Genomic DNA, 16,552 nt, shown 5'->3' with positions numbered 1-16,552 from the left:
ATAAAACCGATAGCCACAGGAAAAACTTATTGTTATGCGTGGTGAGGGGAAATGACTCAGGTCTTCAATTTTAGTTCTGGCCCGGCGATGTTACCGGCAGATGTAATGCTTCAGGCACAGCAGGAATTACGCGACTGGCAGGGGTTGGGCACGTCGGTAATGGAAGTGAGCCATCGTGGTAAACCGTTTATCGCGGCTGCAGAAGAGGCGGAAAAAGATTTTCGCGATCTGCTGAATATCCCCTCCAGTTATAAAGTTTTATTCTGCCACGGCGGCGGACGCGGCCAGTTCTCCGCGATTCCGCTCAACCTGCTGGGCGACAAAACCACCGCAGACTACGTGGACGGCGGTTACTGGGCGGCGAGCGCGGTAAAAGAAGCGCATAAATACCTCAAACCGAACGTGATCGACGCGAAAATTACCGTCGACGGCAAACGCGCTATCAAACCGATGAGCGAATGGCAGCTCTCCGAAGACGCTGCATACCTGCACTACTGCCCGAATGAAACCATCGACGGTATCGCTATTAATGAAACGCCGGATTTCGGCGATGCTATCGTTACCGCGGATTTCTCCTCCACTATTCTTTCCCATCCGATTGATATTTCCCGCTATGGCGTGATTTACGCCGGCGCGCAGAAAAACATCGGCCCGGCAGGGTTAACCATCGTTATCGTCCGTGAGGACCTGCTGGGTAAAGCACATTCCGTCTGCCCGTCGATCATTGACTACACCGTGCTGAGCGAAAACGACTCGATGTTCAACACGCCGCCGACCTTTGCCTGGTATCTGTCTGGCCTGGTCTTTAAATGGCTGAAGCAGCAGGGCGGGGTTGAGGTAATGAATCGCATCAACCAACAAAAAGCGGATCTGCTGTATGGCGTTATCGATAACAGCGATTTCTACCGCAACGACGTGGCCAGCGCTAACCGCTCGCGCATGAACGTGCCGTTCCAGCTGGCTGACAGCAAACTTGATACGCTATTCCTTGATGAGTCGTTTAAAGCCGGTTTGCATGCGCTGAAGGGCCACCGCGTGGTCGGCGGGATGCGCGCCTCCATCTATAACGCCATGCCGCTGGAAGGCGTCAAAGCGCTGACCGATTTTATGATTGATTTTGAGCGTCGCCACGGTTAATCCTCGTTATTGTTTCTCTTCCCCGCAGCGCGCCTGCGGGGCTTTTATTACCTCGATCGAGAGTTTTTTGCATGCAGGAATCCCTGACTTTACAGCCTATCGCGCACGTTGAAGGCACTATCAACCTTCCCGGCTCGAAGAGCGTTTCCAACCGCGCGCTGCTGCTTGCGGCCTTAGCTAAAGGCAAAACGGTGCTGACCAACCTGCTGGATAGCGACGACGTCCGCCACATGCTAAACGCGCTGAAAGCGCTGGGCGTTGAGTACGCGCTGTCTGACGACCGCCGCCGTTGCGAAGTCACCGGGCTGGGCGGCGCATTTAAGGCGCAAGGCGAACTGGAGCTGTTTTTAGGGAATGCCGGCACCGCCATGCGCCCTCTGGCGGCGGCGCTGTGCCTGGGGCACAACGACATTGTGCTCACCGGCGAACCGCGTATGAAAGAGCGGCCTATCGGCCATCTGGTGGATGCGCTGCGCCAGGGCGGGGCGCAGATTGACTATCTGGAACAGGAAAATTATCCACCGCTGCGCCTGCGCGGCGGTTTTACCGGCGGCAACGTCGAGGTTGACGGCAGCGTTTCCAGCCAGTTTTTAACAGCGCTGCTGATGACCGCGCCGCTGGCGGAGCAGGATACCCTGATCACCATCAAAGGCGATCTGGTGTCCAAACCCTATATCGATATCACGCTGCATTTAATGAAAACTTTTGGCGTTGAGGTGGACAACGGCGGCTACCAGCGCTTCGCGATCCGCGGCGGGCAAACCTATCAGGCGCCGGGGGAATATCTGGTGGAGGGCGACGCGTCTTCTGCCTCCTATTTCCTGGCGGCGGCGGCGATTAAAGGCGGCACCATCAAAGTGACCGGCATTGGCCGCAACAGCGTGCAGGGCGATATCCGCTTCGCGGATGTGCTGGAGAAAATGGGCGCGCAGATTACCTGGGGCGACGATTTTATCGCCTGCACGCGCGGCGACCTCAAGGCCATCGACATGGACATGAACCATATCCCCGATGCCGCCATGACCATCGCCACCACCGCGCTGTTCGCCAACGGCACTACGACATTGCGCAACATCTATAACTGGCGCGTCAAAGAGACCGACCGCCTTGCCGCGATGGCCACCGAACTGCGCAAAGTGGGCGCGACGGTGGAAGAGGGCCACGATTTCATCACGGTCACGCCGCCGGAACAGCTGCGCTTCGCGGATATCGGCACTTATAACGATCACCGTATGGCGATGTGTTTCTCGCTCGTGGCGCTCTCGGATACCCCAGTCACTATTCTCGATCCGAAATGTACCGCGAAAACCTTCCCCGACTACTTTGAGCAACTGGCGCGCCTGAGCGTGCTGGCCTGAGTTTTTAACCCCGCCGTCCAGCGCGGGGTTTTCCCTCTTTTTTCATCCGCTTTCGGACAAGCCCCACTCGTAGGCCAGTGATACTCTGCGTCGGATTTTCCTTTAATCGATGCACTTGAATCAATGGACGATAAGTATGAAAAATTCAAAGATATTATTAAGTTGTTTGCTGGCTACGGCGGTATTGTCAGGCTGTAAAAATATGAGCGGCACGGTGAACACAGATGCTTTAGTCGGCTCCGGAATGTCGGCGTATAAAGCCGCAACCTTAAGCGATGCGGATATGCGTTCGTTAACCGATCAGGCATGTAAGCAATCCGACAGCGAATCACAAATCGCGTCGGCCTCCAGCAAATACACCAAACGCCTGAATAAAATTGCTAAATCCCTGGGCAACAACATCAACGGCTTACCGGTAAATTACAAAGTTTACCTGACCAACGACGTCAACGCGTGGGCGATGGCTAACGGCTGCATTCGCGTCTACAGCGGCCTGATGGATATGATGACGGATAACGAGATTGAAGGCGTACTGGGCCACGAGATGGGCCATGTTGCGCTGGGTCACTCGCGTAAAGCCATGCAAGCCGCCTATGCGACGCTGGCTGCGCGCGATGCTATTACCGCCACCGGCGGCACCGCGGCTCAGCTTTCTCAGTCACAATTGGGCGATTTAACCGAAGCGGTGATCAATTCTGCTTTCTCACGCGAGCAAGAGTCTCAGGCGGATGATTTCTCCTATGAGTATATGAAAAAGCAGCATCTCAGCACGCAGGGACTGGCCACCAGCTTCGACAAGCTGGCCAAACTGGATGGCGGTGCATCAAAATCGCTGTTTGATTCTCACCCTCCTTCAGCTGAGCGCGCGCAGCACATTCGCGAACGTATCAGCGCCGATCGGAAGTAACCCACGCCTCCTCGGGCTGGCGCCGCGCCAGCCCGCTATACTTGAGCAATTCCTCAACATTCAGATTCATCCGCCAAATCATACGCAAGCTTTAGTAACGCTCCAGGTGATTGGCGCGTATAATGCGCGGCGTTTATGAAATGGTTGCCTGGTTTAAGGAGAATAGGATGACGGCAGTAGCCCCCGTGATTACCGTTGATGGGCCGAGCGGCGCTGGTAAAGGCACGCTTTGCAAAGCCCTGGCTGAAACACTGCAGTGGCATTTGCTGGATTCCGGCGCTATCTACCGTGTCCTTGCGCTCGCTGCGCTGCATCACCATGTTGACGTTGCTTCTGAAGAAGCGCTGGTGCCCCTGGCGGCGCATCTGGACGTGCGTTTCGTAGCGACCAATGAAGAGCTGGAAGTGATCCTTGAAGGGGAAGATGTCAGCGGCGAAATCCGTACCCAGGAAGTGGCCAATGCCGCGTCGCAGGTGGCCGCATTCCCACGCGTTCGTGAAGCCTTGCTGCGTCGTCAACGCGCGTTTCGCGAAGCGCCGGGCCTTATCGCCGATGGCCGTGATATGGGCACCGTGGTATTCCCTGATGCGCCAGTAAAAATTTTCCTTGACGCCTCCTCTGAAGAGCGCGCCCAACGCCGCATGCTACAGTTGCAGGAGAAGGGCTTTAGTGTTAACTTTGAACGCCTTTTGGCCGAGATCAAAGAACGTGACGATCGCGATCGGAATCGTTCCGTAGCGCCGCTAGTCCCCGCTGCCGATGCTTTAGTTCTGGATTCCACGAGTTTAAGTATTGAGCAAGTGATTGAAAAAGCGCTACAATATGCGCGCCAAAAACTGGCTCTCGCTGATTAAGCGACAGAATTTGCAGTACCCCCGTTGCAATGGATTGACAGCGGGTATGTGAAACAACCCCATCCGGCATGATGCCAGGTGGACGTTAAATTAAAACCTGAAGATTAAACATGACTGAATCTTTTGCTCAACTCTTTGAAGAATCCCTGAAAGAAATCGAAACCCGCCCGGGTTCTATCGTTCGTGGTGTTGTTGTTGCTATCGACAAAGATGTCGTACTGGTTGACGCCGGTCTGAAATCTGAGTCTGCCATTCCGGCTGAGCAGTTCAAAAACGCCCAGGGCGAAATTGAAATCCAGGTTGGTGACGAAGTTGACGTTGCTCTGGATGCAGTAGAAGACGGTTTCGGTGAAACCCTGCTGTCTCGTGAGAAAGCGAAGCGTCACGAAGCATGGCTGATGCTGGAAAAAGCTTACGAAGAAGCTGCGACCGTTACTGGTGTTATCAATGGCAAAGTCAAGGGCGGCTTCACTGTTGAGCTGAACGGTATTCGTGCGTTCCTGCCAGGTTCCCTGGTTGACGTGCGTCCGGTTCGCGACACCCTGCACCTCGAAGGCAAAGAGCTTGAATTCAAAGTAATCAAGCTGGACCAGAAGCGTAACAACGTTGTTGTTTCTCGTCGTGCCGTTATCGAGTCTGAAAACAGCGCAGAACGCGATCAGCTGCTGGAAAACCTGCAGGAAGGCATGGAAGTTAAAGGTATCGTTAAGAACCTCACTGACTACGGTGCATTCGTTGATCTGGGCGGCGTAGACGGCCTGCTGCACATCACTGATATGGCGTGGAAACGCGTTAAGCATCCGAGCGAAATCGTGAACGTTGGCGACGAAATCACTGTTAAAGTGCTGAAGTTCGACCGCGAGCGTACTCGTGTTTCCCTGGGCCTGAAACAGCTGGGCGAAGATCCGTGGGTAGCTATCGCTAAACGTTACCCGGAAGGCACTCGTCTGACTGGCCGCGTAACCAACCTGACCGACTACGGCTGCTTCGTTGAAATCGAAGAAGGCGTTGAAGGCCTGGTGCACGTTTCCGAAATGGACTGGACCAACAAAAACATCCACCCGTCCAAAGTTGTTAACGTTGGCGACGTAGTGGAAGTGATGGTTCTGGATATCGACGAAGAACGTCGTCGTATCTCCCTGGGCCTGAAACAGTGCAAATCTAACCCGTGGCAGCTGTTTGCTGAGACCCACAACAAGGGCGACCGCGTTGAAGGTAAAATCAAGTCTATCACTGACTTCGGTATCTTCATCGGCCTGGACGGCGGCATCGACGGCCTGGTTCACCTGTCTGACATCTCCTGGAACGTTGCAGGCGAAGAAGCAGTTCGTGAATACAAAAAAGGCGACGAAATCGCAGCGGTTGTTCTGCAGGTTGACGCAGAGCGTGAGCGTATCTCCCTGGGCGTTAAACAGCTCGCAGAAGATCCGTTCAACAACTACGTTGCGCTGAACAAGAAAGGCGCTATCGTTACTGGTAAAGTAACGGCAGTTGACGCGAAAGGTGCTACAGTTGAATTAGCAGATGGCGTTGAAGGCTACCTGCGCGCTTCTGAAGCTTCCCGTGACCGCGTTGAAGATGCCACTCTGGTTCTGAGCGTTGGCGACGATGTTGAAGCGAAATTCACCGGCGTTGATCGTAAAAACCGTGTTGTAAGCCTGTCTGTTCGTGCGAAAGACGAAGCTGACGAGAAAGATGCAATCGCAACTGTTAACAACAAACAGGAAGACGGCAACTTCTCCAACGCAATGGCTGAAGCATTCAAAGCAGCTAAAGGCGAGTAATCGTCCGAGCGCTAAATCAGGGCGGCTGCGGCCGCCCTTGTTCGATTGATAGCTGTAAGCAAATTTTCCTGAATGGAAACCGGAGGAATGATGACCAAGTCAGAATTAATTGAAAGACTTGCCACCCAGCAATCTCATATCCCCGCAAAAGCGGTGGAAGATGCAGTAAAAGAGATGCTGGAGCATATGGCCACGACGCTCGCCCAGGGCGAACGTATTGAAATCCGGGGTTTTGGCAGTTTCTCCTTACACTATCGCGCTCCGCGCACTGGCCGTAACCCGAAAACGGGCGATAAAGTGGATCTGGAAGGTAAATACGTTCCGCACTTTAAACCGGGTAAAGAGTTACGCGACCGCGCCAATATCTATGGTTAAGCTTGTTTGAGCTTGCCCTGAAGACGACATCTCCGGATGTCGTTTTTTTTAGCCTTTCGCCAGGTTTGCGGCAGGACGCGCAAAACGTCCACCTGTTGCAGCAACGCAACAACTTTCTGTGAATACCGCGCGTAATGCGGTGAAAGAGACCTCGCGCGCCTGTATATTCCCGGCATACTGCGGCCAGACAGGAGGTCTGTATGCCGCTCAATATCCTTTGCTGGTGCCTGCTTGCCGGAACTGCACCGTTACTGTGGCTGTCGCAGCTACCGACCATGGGGCTGCTTGCAGCGATCGGCGCGGCTGCGATGCTGCTGCTTTTAGCGCCAGGTAAACTCGCTTCAAGGCTGGCATTGACGCTGCTCTTTTTCTGTTGGTCTGTTCTGGCGGCAAGGCAAACTCTTGCGCCTCTGTCACTTACAACACACAACCAGAACGTGACGGCGACAATTCTGCAAACTGATGGCGCAACGCGGCATCTGGCGCGGATAACCCATCTTGGCGGCAAGTGGCTCTTTCCGGCAATGACGGTGGATCTACCCGGCAGCTATCTTGCAGAAAAGGTGTGCGCAGGCCAGCGCTGGGAGCTCGTAGTGCGCCTTAAACCTGTTCACGGACAGCTTAATGACGGCGGATTCGACAATCAGCGGTACGCGCTATCGCAGCGGCGCAGCGTAACGGGCCGGATTATTGCCTCAAAGCCTGTCGACAGCCGGTGCAGCTGGCGCGCGGGTTTTATGACGTCGGTGACTCAGTCGCTTGCATCGCGGCCATGGCGTGATGTGATACTGGCCTTAGGGTTTGGCGAACGGCTGGCGGTAAGTGATGAAATAAAAAACCTGATGCGTGAAACCGGCACCGCGCATTTAATGGCGATTTCCGGGCTGCATATTGGTCTGGCTGGGCTTATGGGGTGGGGGATGGCGCGTTTGCTGCAATTTGCCTTCCCGGCCTGGCTTATGAATCAGGCTTTCCCCCTGCTAGTCAGCTTAGCCGCCAGCGGTGTTTACACCTGGCTCAGCGGCGCGAATCCACCCGCGCTACGCACCTTTGTCGCCATGCTCGTCTGGGGGGCGCTAAGGTTGAGTGGACGCAGTGGGGATCCCTGGCATGTGTGGCTGTGCTGCGTGGCGGGCATTGTGTTTATCGATCCGCTAACCGTGCTGTCGGAAAGCTTCTGGCTATCGGTGCTGGCGGTAGGGGCGCTGCTGTTCTGGTACCAGTGGGTGCCTTTCATCCCGCCAAAAGTACCGCGCGTGGTTAAGCCCGCGCTGGCGTTATTGCATCTTCAGGCTGGCATGGCACTACTGCTATTACCGCTACAGGTCCTGCTGTTTCATGGCATCAGCCTGACGTCAGTGGCTGCCAATTTATTCGCTGTGCCGGTAGTGACTTTTATCGCTGTACCGCTGATCCTGCTGGCGATGATCACCAATCGCATGGGTATTGGTGGCGTGGAATATATTCTTGAATACCTGGCGGATCGTTCTCTGGCTGGGGTGTTTTATGGATTACAGGCGCTGCCGCCCGGTTGGCTGGACATGGATGAGCGTTTTCTGGGGCTGACGCTTAGCCCCTGGTTGCTAATTGTGCTCTGGCGGCTACGCTTTCAGTGGTGCACGCCACTGTTGCCCGGCATCGTGTTGCTTTTACTTGGCGGGCCGCTGTTCCTTCAGCGTCAGGATAACAACTGGGCCGTGCATATGCTGGATATCGGCCATGGGCTGGCGATAGTGATTGAGCGCAACGGGCGCGCCATGCTCTATGATACCGGCAATGCCTGGCCGGGCGGAGACAGCGCCCGGCAGACAATTATTCCCTGGCTGCGTTGGCATCATCTCGTGCCTGAAGGCATTATTTTAAGCCATGAGCATCTCGATCACCGGGGTGGGTTAAACAGCCTGTTAAAGGCCTGGCCGCAGCTGCCGGTGATGAGCTCGCTGGGATGGGCCGGGCATCAATCCTGCCTGCGCGGCAAAACCTGGCGCTGGCAGGGACTGGTTTTCACTGTGCACTGGCCTTTAAAAATCGGCGCGGATAACGGCAATAACGCATCGTGCGTGGTAAAGGTAAGTGATGGCGAGCAGAGCATCTTATTGACCGGCGATATTGAAGCGGATGCCGAGCGGCAAATGGTTAAGCACCACTGGCGCGAGCTGCAAGCTTCGGTGATGCAGGTTCCGCATCACGGCAGCAAAACGTCATCAAGCGTTATTTTGCTGCGTGCGGTAGCAGGGCAGGATGCGCTGGCCTCCGTGGCGCGCTATAACGCCTGGCGATTGCCGTCTCGTCCGGTCATGGCGCGTTACAAACATTATGACTATCAGTGGCAGGATACCGCTCATGCAGGACAAATCACGGTGAATTTTTCATCAAAATCCAGGTTTATCACGCGTTTCCGGCAACAACTTTCGCCCCGCTGGTATCATCAGTGGTTTGGCGTAGATAAGGATAACGGGTAGAATATGCGGCTATTTCAACGAAAGCTGGTTTTTTGAATGCATACCGATAAAGATCTTTCGACGTGGCAAACCTTTCGCCGCCTCTGGCCAATGATTGCCCCTTTCAAACCAGGCCTCATTGTTGCTGCGATCGCATTAATTCTTAACGCAGCCAGCGATACCTATATGCTATCGCTGCTCAAACCATTGCTTGACGATGGTTTTGGTAAGACGGATCGCTCTGTACTGCTCTGGATGCCGCTGGTTGTTATTGGACTGATGATCCTGCGAGGCATTACCAGTTACATTTCCAGCTATTGTATTTCCTGGGTTTCCGGCAAAGTGGTCATGACCATGCGCCGCCGCCTGTTCAACCATATGATGGGGATGCCGGTCGCTTTTTTTGATAAACAGTCTACCGGTACGCTGCTGTCGCGCATCACTTATGATTCTGAGCAGGTCGCCTCTTCGTCTTCTGGCGCATTGATCACTGTCGTGCGTGAAGGGGCGTCAATCATCGGGCTGTTCGTGATGATGTTCTATTACAGCTGGCAGTTGTCGATCATCCTGATTGTGCTGGCGCCCATCGTGTCGATTGCTATCCGCGTGGTTTCGAAGCGTTTTCGCAATATCAGCAAAAACATGCAAAACACCATGGGGCAGGTGACGACCAGCGCAGAGCAGATGCTCAAAGGCCATAAAGAAGTGCTGATGTTTGGTGGCCAGCAGGTGGAAACCGAACGGTTTGACAAAGTCAGCAACAAAATGCGCCGCCAGGGGATGCGTATGGTTTCCGCATCGTCCATTTCCGATCCCATTATTCAGCTGATTGCCTCCCTGGCGCTGGCTTTCGTCCTGTATGCCGCCAGTTTCCCGAGCGTGATGGAGACCCTCACCGCCGGGACCATTACCGTGGTGTTCTCGGCAATGATCGCCCTGATGCGTCCGCTGAAATCTCTGACTAACGTTAACGCGCAGTTCCAGCGTGGTATGGCGGCCTGCCAGACGTTGTTCAGCATTCTGGACAGCGAGCAGGAAAAAGATGACGGTAAACGGATTATCGAACGCTCAACAGGCGATATTGAATTCCGTAATGTCACTTTTACTTATCCGGGCAGAGATACTCCGGCGCTGCGTAATATCAATCTGCGCATTCCTGCGGGCAAAACGATCGCCCTGGTCGGGCGCTCTGGTTCGGGCAAATCCACCATCGCGGGTTTGATCACGCGCTTTTACGATATTGATGAAGGTGAAATCCTGATGGACGGCCACGATCTGCGGGAATATACCCTGACATCGCTGCGTAATCAGGTCGCGCTGGTATCTCAGAACGTACACCTGTTTAACGACACCGTTGCAAATAATATCGCTTACGCCCGTAGCGAAGAGTACAGCCGCGAAGAAATTGAGAAAGCCGCGACGATGGCCTATGCCACTGACTTTATCAAAAAAATGGACAACGGATTCGATACCATCATTGGTGAAAATGGGGTGATGCTCTCCGGCGGCCAGCGTCAGCGTATCGCTATTGCCCGTGCGCTGCTGCGCGACAGCCCAATTCTGATCCTCGATGAAGCGACTTCTGCGCTGGACACCGAGTCTGAGCGTGCTATCCAGGCAGCGCTGGACGAACTGCAGAAAAACCGCACGTCGCTGGTGATTGCCCACCGTCTGTCGACCATCGAGAAGGCAGATGAAATTGTGGTGATTGAAGATGGGCGTATTGTTGAGCGGGGCACCCACGCCGCGCTGCTGGAGCAGCGCGGCGTGTACGCTCAGCTTCATAAAATGCAGTTTGGCGCATGATTGAAAAAATCTGGTCAGGGCAATCTCGCCTGTGGCTGCTGCTGTTACCGCTCGCCGCGCTTTATGGCCTGGTGAGCACTCTTATTCGGCTAAGCTACCGGTTAGGCTGGCGTAAAGCCTGGCGCGCGCCAGTGCCGGTGGTGGTGGTGGGGAATCTCACTGCAGGCGGCAACGGTAAAACGCCGGTGGTGGTCTGGCTGGTGAAACAGTTGCAGCAGCGCGGTATAAGGGTTGGCGTGGTGTCTCGCGGCTACGGCGGAAAAGCGCAACGCTATCCGCTGGTGCTTGATGCCCAAACCTCCAGCGAGCAGGCCGGGGATGAACCGGTACTCATCTATCAGCGTACCGGCGCCGCCGTGGCAGTTTCGCCGATGCGCAGCGAAGCGATCCAGGCTCTGCTCGAGCAACAGCCGCCGCAAATTATCATCACCGACGACGGGCTTCAGCATTATGCGCTGGCGCGTGACAGGGAGATTGTGGTGGTGGATGGCGTACGGCGCTTTGGCAATGGCTGGTGGTTACCGGCGGGCCCGATGCGTGAACGCGCAAGTCGGCTGCGTGAAGTGGATGCGGTTATCACAAACGGCGGTACGCCGAAATCGGGTGAAATCGCCATGCAACTGGTGCCGTCGCAGGCCGTTAATTTGCTTACCGGTGAAAAACGCGATGCCGCGTCATTCAGGGAGGTGGTGGCGATGGCGGGAATCGGTCATCCGCCGCGCTTTTTCGCCACGCTGGAAAGTTTGGGTGTGACGCCCGTGAAGACGCTGAGCCTGGCGGATCATCAGGCGCTGACCCACGCCCAGGTTGCCGCTTTTGCTCGTCCCGATCAGACATTAATGATGACTGAAAAGGATGCGGTTAAATGCCGTCCGTTCGCCCAGCAGAACTGGTGGTATTTACCGGTCGAGGCGCAGCTGGGATCTCCGGCGGCGGAAAAACTCTTGCTGGATATCCTCTCCCTGGTGCGCTAAACCCCACCCGGGCAGAACAAGGATGCACCATGGCTGAACCCAAACTCTCGTTACAAACCGCGCGTAATCTTCATCTTGCCGCCCAGGGGCTGCTGCGCAAACCGCGCCGCCGCGCTCGTCCTGAAGATATCCTCGCCGCCATCACCCGAATGTCCCTTTTGCAAATCGACACCATTAACGTGGTGGCGCGCAGTCCGTATCTGGTACTGTTTAGCCGTCTGGGATCCTACCCGATGCACTGGCTAGACGATGCGCTGGCGCGAGGCGAACTCATGGAGTACTGGGCGCATGAGGCCTGTTTTCTCCCGCGCAGCGACTTTGAACTGGTACGCCACCAGATGCTCCAGCCGGAAAATATGGGCTGGAAATACCGCGCAGAGTGGATGGCGGAACATGCCGCGGACATCACTGAACTGCTTAACTGGATCAAACAAAATGGCCCGGTACGCTCGGCCGATTTTGAGCATCCACGGCCGGGACAGCGCGGCTGGTGGGACTGGAAACCTGACAAACGCCACCTTGAAGGCCTGTTCAGTGCCGGAAAAGTGATGGTGATCGAACGCAGGAATTTCCAGCGCGTCTACGATCTCACTACCCGCGTGATGTCGCACTGGGATGATGATAAACATCTTTTGCCGCAGGAACTGGCCCGGGCCAGAATGCTGGAAAATAGCGCCCGCAGCCTGGGGATTTTTAAAAGCGCCTGGCTGGCCGATTATTACCGTCTGAAAAAAGTCCCGCTGACCGAGCACACTGCGCGCTGGCAGGCCGAAGGACGGGTAGTAAGCGTTGAGGTTGAATCGCTGGGGCAAATGTGGCTGCATGAGGATTTGCTGCCGTTACTGGAAAGCGGCAAGAACCCGCGCGCCACGCACAACGCCGTGCTTTCGCCTTTTGATCCCATAGTGTGGGACCGTCGCCGCGCCGAACAGCTGTTTAATTTTACCTATCGGCTTGAATGCTATACCCCGGCGCAAAAGCGTCAGTATGGCTATTTTACCTTGCCGTTACTTCACTGCGGCCAGCTTGTTGGACGAATGGATGCCAAAATGCATCGTAAAACCGGCGAGTTGGCGATTAATGCGCTGTATCTGGAACCCGATGCGGCCGTTACGGCTTCACTCGTGGCCGGTTTACGGCAGGCTATTACTGAGTTTGCCCTCTGGCAGGGCGCAACACGCGTTACCCTTGCCAGCCAGCCTGCACCGTTACAGGCAGCATGGGGCAGCGCCTGGGAAATCCAGCAGCCCTGAACCCGGGCTGTGGTATTCTTTGGGCATTACATCCGTCAGGAGGAAACATGGATCATCGTTTGCTTGAAATCATTGCTTGCCCGGTTTGCAACGGCAAGTTGTATTACAGCCAGGATAAGCAGGAGCTTATCTGTAAAGTGGACAATATGGCCTTCCCGTTTAAAGAGGGCATTCCCGTTTTGCTGGAAACCGAAGCCCGCACCCTGGATCCGGAAGAGAGTTATTCATGAGCTTTGTGACCATTATTCCCGCCCGCTATGCCTCAACGCGTCTGCCGGGTAAACCGTTGGTGGACATCAATGGCAAGCCGATGATTGTGCACGTGCTCGAACGCGCCCGGGAATCCGGCGCTGACCGGGTAATCGTTGCTACCGATGCGGTCGACGTTGCCGATGCCGTACGCGCCGTAGGCGGCGAAGTTTGCATGACGCGCGTCGATCATGAGTCCGGTACTGAACGTCTGGCAGAAGTTGTCGAGAAGATGGGTTTTGCCGATGACACCATTATTGTCAACGTGCAGGGCGATGAGCCGATGATCCCACCCGCGATTATCCGTCAGGTCGCGGAAAACCTGGAGAAATGCGATGCCGGGATGGCGACCCTCGCGGTGCCTGTCCATAGCGCAGAAGAGGCGTTCAATCCTAACGCGGTTAAGGTGGTAATGGATAAAAAAGGTTACGCGCTCTATTTTTCCCGCGCCACCATACCCTGGGATCGCGACCGCTTCGCCCAGTCACGGGATGAAATCGCCGGTCACTTCCTGCGCCATATCGGCATTTATGGCTATCGTGCCGGTTTTATTCGCCGCTACGTGACCTGGGCGCCGAGTGAACTGGAACATATTGAAAGACTGGAGCAGTTGCGCGTGCTGTGGCACGGTGAAAAAATTCACGTCGCGGTGGCGCGTGAGGTGCCCGGCACCGGCGTCGATACGCCCTCCGATCTCGAACGCGTTCGGGCGGAAATGCGCTAAACCGACAATTTTGCAAACCGGCCACTGGCCGGTTTTTTCTTTCTGGCAGCTTATTGATCTCGTCTGATGACATCTGCGAAAAGGACGCCCATTATAAAAGCAGTATGGTTATTAAGGGTAAAAGCGAATGGAGCAACTGCGTGCAGAACTCAGCCATCTGTTGGGTGAAAAATTAAGCCGGGTTGAATGCGTCAGCGAGAAGCCCGATACCGCCTTATGGGCGCTCTATGACAGCCACGGCAACCCGATGCCGCTGCTGGCCCGCAGCTTCACATCGCCAGGGCTTGCCGGTCAGCTCGCCTGGAAAATCTCCATGCTGGCCCGTTCAGGCACCGCGCGGATGCCGGTGGTGTATGGCGTAATGACCCATGAAGAGAATCCGGGCCCTGATGTGGTGCTGATGGAGCGGTTGCGCGGCGTATCGGTGGAAGCCCCCGCCCGCACGCCCGAGCGCTGGGAGCAGCTGAAAGACCAGATTGTTGAATCCCTGCTGGCATGGCACCGGGTCGACAGCCGGGGCTGCGTGGGCAATGTCGACAGCACGCAGGAAAATATCTGGCCCTCCTGGTATCGCCAGCGCGTTGAAGTGCTCTGGAACACCCTGAATCAGTATCCGCGTTGCGGCTTAACCATGCAGGATAAGCGAATTCTGTTTCGCACCCGGGAATGCCTCGACTCGCTGTTTTACGGATTCAACGATAATTGCGTCCTGATCCACGGCAATTTCACCTTGCGCAGCATGTTAAAAGATTCCCGTAGCGATCAGCTGCTGGCGATGGTTAACCCCGGCTTAACGCTCTGGGCGCCGCGCGAGTATGAACTGTTCCGCCTGTGCGATACCGGCCAGGCGGAGAGCCTGCTGTGGCACTATTTACAACGCGCGCCGGTCGCAGAAGCTTTCCTGTCGCGGCGCTGGCTGTATGTATTGTGGGACGAAGTGGCCCAGCTGCTGCAAACCGGGCGCATGAACCGCATTAATTTCGACCTGGCGTCTAAATCACTGATCCCCTGGATCGCCTGATACGCCTTTCAGCCACTGCCAGACCCGCCCAAGGGTCTCATAACTGGCCCGATCGCTGTGCATTAACCAGAGCGGAGAGGGAATTGCTCTCTCCCAGGGGTTAAGCGGGGAGGTTATCGCGATTTGGTTGGCAGGCGCCGGGATCGGCTTTAGCCCCTGACGCTGGAAAAAGATCATCGCCCGGGGCAGATGCGAGGCGGACGTCACCAGTAAAAACGGCGTATCGCCAGTCATTTTCGCCACTGCCGCGGCTTCTTCTTCGGTATCTTTCGGCGTATCCAGCGTGACGATGGCGTCGCGCGGCACACCTAAACTTTCTGCCACCCGAGCCCCCGCTTCAGCGGTGCTGACCGGGTTGCCGATGGCTCTGGCACCGGTAAAGATCAGTTTTGCCCCCGGATTGGCCTGCCACAGGCGAATGCCTTCCGTCACTCTCGGCAGGCTGTTATTAATCAGATTCGAGCTGGGGGCCCATTGCGGGTTCCAGGTATACCCGCCGCCTAAAATCACGATATATTGCGCCTTCGGCTCGCCTTGCCAGGTTGGGTAGCGATCTTCAATGGGTTTTAACAGGCCATCGGCGACCGGTTGCAGGCTGAGCAGCAGCAGGGCAAGCCAGCCTGCAGTCAACAGCGTTTTCGCCGTCCTCTGCCAGCAGGTAAACCACAGCAGCAAAATCGCTACACCGATGACGATCAGCAGGAACGGCAGGGGCAGTAACAGACCGCCGATAAACTTTTTCAGGAAAAAGAGCATAAAACCGGGTCCTTTTTAACCATATAACGGGCGCAAAGCGCGGATCTTACACCTGATGGGTTCCTTATCCCTACGGCTATGCCAAAATAGCGCCTTTGCCCAGATGCTTTCTTTACAAGGTGGAGTTGTACCCATGCGGGATCGCAATTTTGATGATATTGCCGAAAAGTTTGCGCGCAACATTTACGGGACAACAAAAGGCCAGCTGCGGCAGGCTATTCTCTGGCAGGATCTCGATCAACTGCTTGATGCGTTACCGCAGCGGCCATTGCGGGTACTGGATGCCGGCGGCGGAGAGGGACAAACCGCCATCCGCATGGCGCAGCGCGGGCATCAGGTTACGCTCTGCGATCTCTCATCAGAAATGCTGGCGCGGGCGCAACTGGCAAGCCAGCAAAACGCGGTTAGCGACGCGATGCGCTTTATCCACTGCGCCGCCCAGGACGTAGGGCAACATTTAGAAAGCCCGGTTGATCTGATATTGTTTCACGCGGTGCTGGAATGGGTCAGCGATCCGCAGGCCGTGCTGAAAGCATTATGGGAAGTGTTGGCTCCCGGCGGGGCGCTTTCCCTGATGTTTTACAATGCAAACGGATTGCTGATGCATAATATGGTGGCCGGAAATTTCGCTTATGTGCAGCAAGGCATGCCGAAGCGCAAAAAACGCACCCTGTCGCCGGATCATCCGCGCAACCCTGACGATGTCTATCGCTGGCTTGAACAAATCGGCTGGACCATTACAGGTAAAACCGGCGTGCGGGTCTTTCATGATTATTTGCGCGAAAAGCATCGCCAGCGCGATGAATTCGACGTGCTGTTAGAACTGGAAACACGCTATTGCCGGCAGGAGCCGTATATCAGTCTGGGGCGTTATATACATGTCACCGCACGCAAGCCGGAGAACCAAGGATAA

General features: G+C 55.5%; 15 protein-coding genes. 14 read left to right on the top strand and 1 reads right to left on the bottom strand.

Features of this window, described 5'->3' with window-relative positions; all coding sequences use genetic code 11:
• Positions 1-51 precede the first annotated feature (51 nt).
• From serC to GV764_RS18925, 13 genes are all read left to right on the top strand, one after another.
• Positions 52-1,137, top strand: a complete 1,086-nt coding sequence (gene serC, locus GV764_RS18985; RefSeq protein WP_161661482.1) for a 3-phosphoserine/phosphohydroxythreonine transaminase — start codon at positions 52-54, stop codon at positions 1,135-1,137.
• A 71-nt stretch (positions 1,138-1,208) separates the two neighbouring features.
• Positions 1,209-2,495, top strand: coding sequence for a 3-phosphoshikimate 1-carboxyvinyltransferase (gene aroA, locus GV764_RS18980; RefSeq protein WP_161661481.1), 1,287 nt, complete (start codon positions 1,209-1,211; stop codon positions 2,493-2,495).
• Positions 2,496-2,631: 136 nt separating this feature from the next.
• Complete coding sequence (gene loiP / locus GV764_RS18975; protein ID WP_161661480.1) at positions 2,632-3,402, top strand: metalloprotease LoiP; 771 nt, start codon at positions 2,632-2,634, stop codon at positions 3,400-3,402.
• A gap of 167 nt (positions 3,403-3,569) precedes the next feature.
• Entirely contained in the window at positions 3,570-4,256 is a 687-nt protein-coding gene (gene cmk, locus GV764_RS18970) for a (d)CMP kinase (RefSeq protein ID WP_161661479.1), read from the top strand.
• A gap of 110 nt (positions 4,257-4,366) precedes the next feature.
• A complete protein-coding gene (gene rpsA / locus GV764_RS18965; RefSeq protein ID WP_125291784.1) occupies positions 4,367-6,040 on the top strand; it encodes a 30S ribosomal protein S1 in 1,674 nt (557 codons plus the stop codon).
• A 90-nt stretch (positions 6,041-6,130) separates the two neighbouring features.
• Positions 6,131-6,415: an integration host factor subunit beta gene (ihfB, locus tag GV764_RS18960; protein ID WP_125291785.1), complete on the top strand. Its 285-nt coding sequence runs from the start codon at positions 6,131-6,133 to the stop codon at positions 6,413-6,415.
• Positions 6,416-6,615: 200 nt separating this feature from the next.
• Positions 6,616-8,877, top strand: a complete 2,262-nt coding sequence (locus GV764_RS18955; RefSeq protein ID WP_161661478.1) for a ComEC family protein — start codon at positions 6,616-6,618, stop codon at positions 8,875-8,877.
• A gap of 36 nt (positions 8,878-8,913) precedes the next feature.
• Positions 8,914-10,662 carry a lipid A ABC transporter ATP-binding protein/permease MsbA gene (gene msbA, locus GV764_RS18950; RefSeq protein ID WP_161661477.1) on the top strand — a complete coding sequence of 583 codons (1,749 nt, stop codon included), beginning with the start codon at positions 8,914-8,916 and terminating at the stop codon, positions 10,660-10,662.
• Positions 10,659-11,636: a tetraacyldisaccharide 4'-kinase gene (gene lpxK / locus GV764_RS18945; RefSeq protein ID WP_161661476.1), complete on the top strand. Its 978-nt coding sequence runs from the start codon at positions 10,659-10,661 to the stop codon at positions 11,634-11,636. The genes msbA and lpxK overlap by 4 nt, the downstream gene beginning before the upstream one ends.
• Positions 11,637-11,665: 29 nt before the next feature.
• On the top strand, positions 11,666-12,889 hold the full coding sequence (locus GV764_RS18940) for a winged helix-turn-helix domain-containing protein (protein ID WP_161661475.1): 1,224 nt from the start codon (positions 11,666-11,668) through the stop codon (positions 12,887-12,889).
• A 47-nt stretch (positions 12,890-12,936) separates the two neighbouring features.
• Complete coding sequence (locus GV764_RS18935; protein WP_161661474.1) at positions 12,937-13,119, top strand: Trm112 family protein; 183 nt, start codon at positions 12,937-12,939, stop codon at positions 13,117-13,119.
• The gene (gene kdsB / locus GV764_RS18930) at positions 13,116-13,862 is read left to right on the top strand and encodes a 3-deoxy-manno-octulosonate cytidylyltransferase (RefSeq protein ID WP_161661473.1); all 747 of its coding nucleotides are present in this window, start codon (positions 13,116-13,118) and stop codon (positions 13,860-13,862) included. The genes GV764_RS18935 and kdsB overlap by 4 nt, the downstream gene beginning before the upstream one ends.
• A 127-nt stretch (positions 13,863-13,989) precedes the next feature.
• Positions 13,990-14,883, top strand: a complete 894-nt coding sequence (locus tag GV764_RS18925; protein ID WP_161661472.1) for a YcbJ family phosphotransferase — start codon at positions 13,990-13,992, stop codon at positions 14,881-14,883.
• Here GV764_RS18925 and elyC read toward each other — a convergent pair.
• Positions 14,860-15,639 (bottom strand): envelope biogenesis factor ElyC, encoded by a 780-nt coding sequence (gene elyC / locus GV764_RS18920; protein WP_161661471.1) that lies wholly within the window; start codon positions 15,637-15,639, stop codon positions 14,860-14,862. The two genes, GV764_RS18925 and elyC, sit on opposite strands and share 24 nt — an antisense overlap.
• Positions 15,640-15,772: 133 nt before the next feature.
• Here elyC and cmoM point away from each other — a divergent pair, with 133 nt between their 5' ends.
• Entirely contained in the window at positions 15,773-16,552 is a 780-nt protein-coding gene (cmoM, locus tag GV764_RS18915; protein WP_161661470.1) for a tRNA uridine 5-oxyacetic acid(34) methyltransferase CmoM, read from the top strand.

Origin of the sequence: Atlantibacter hermannii (genome assembly GCF_009907385.1) — a bacterium.
Classification (GTDB): Bacteria; Pseudomonadota; Gammaproteobacteria; order Enterobacterales; family Enterobacteriaceae; genus Atlantibacter; species Atlantibacter hermannii_A.
Note: the sequence above shows the minus strand (reverse complement) of the source record. Positions and strands in the feature narration are given on the sequence as shown.

Excerpts from the sequence above, each read along its gene's own strand:
- serC (WP_161661482.1), top strand. The coding sequence starts at position 52 with ATGACTCAGGTCTTCAATTTTAGTTCTGGCCCGGCGATGTTACCGGCA.
- aroA (WP_161661481.1), top strand. The coding sequence starts at position 1,209 with ATGCAGGAATCCCTGACTTTACAGCCTATCGCGCACGTTGAAGGCACT.
- loiP (WP_161661480.1), top strand. The coding sequence starts at position 2,632 with ATGAAAAATTCAAAGATATTATTAAGTTGTTTGCTGGCTACGGCGGTA.
- cmk (WP_161661479.1), top strand. The coding sequence starts at position 3,570 with ATGACGGCAGTAGCCCCCGTGATTACCGTTGATGGGCCGAGCGGCGCT.
- rpsA (WP_125291784.1), top strand. The coding sequence starts at position 4,367 with ATGACTGAATCTTTTGCTCAACTCTTTGAAGAATCCCTGAAAGAAATC.
- ihfB (WP_125291785.1), top strand. The coding sequence starts at position 6,131 with ATGACCAAGTCAGAATTAATTGAAAGACTTGCCACCCAGCAATCTCAT.
- GV764_RS18955 (WP_161661478.1), top strand. The coding sequence starts at position 6,616 with ATGCCGCTCAATATCCTTTGCTGGTGCCTGCTTGCCGGAACTGCACCG.
- msbA (WP_161661477.1), top strand. The coding sequence starts at position 8,914 with ATGCATACCGATAAAGATCTTTCGACGTGGCAAACCTTTCGCCGCCTC.
- lpxK (WP_161661476.1), top strand. The coding sequence starts at position 10,659 with ATGATTGAAAAAATCTGGTCAGGGCAATCTCGCCTGTGGCTGCTGCTG.
- GV764_RS18940 (WP_161661475.1), top strand. The coding sequence starts at position 11,666 with ATGGCTGAACCCAAACTCTCGTTACAAACCGCGCGTAATCTTCATCTT.
- GV764_RS18935 (WP_161661474.1), top strand. The coding sequence starts at position 12,937 with ATGGATCATCGTTTGCTTGAAATCATTGCTTGCCCGGTTTGCAACGGC.
- kdsB (WP_161661473.1), top strand. The coding sequence starts at position 13,116 with ATGAGCTTTGTGACCATTATTCCCGCCCGCTATGCCTCAACGCGTCTG.
- GV764_RS18925 (WP_161661472.1), top strand. The coding sequence starts at position 13,990 with ATGGAGCAACTGCGTGCAGAACTCAGCCATCTGTTGGGTGAAAAATTA.
- elyC (WP_161661471.1), bottom strand. The coding sequence starts at position 15,639 with ATGCTCTTTTTCCTGAAAAAGTTTATCGGCGGTCTGTTACTGCCCCTG.
- cmoM (WP_161661470.1), top strand. The coding sequence starts at position 15,773 with ATGCGGGATCGCAATTTTGATGATATTGCCGAAAAGTTTGCGCGCAAC.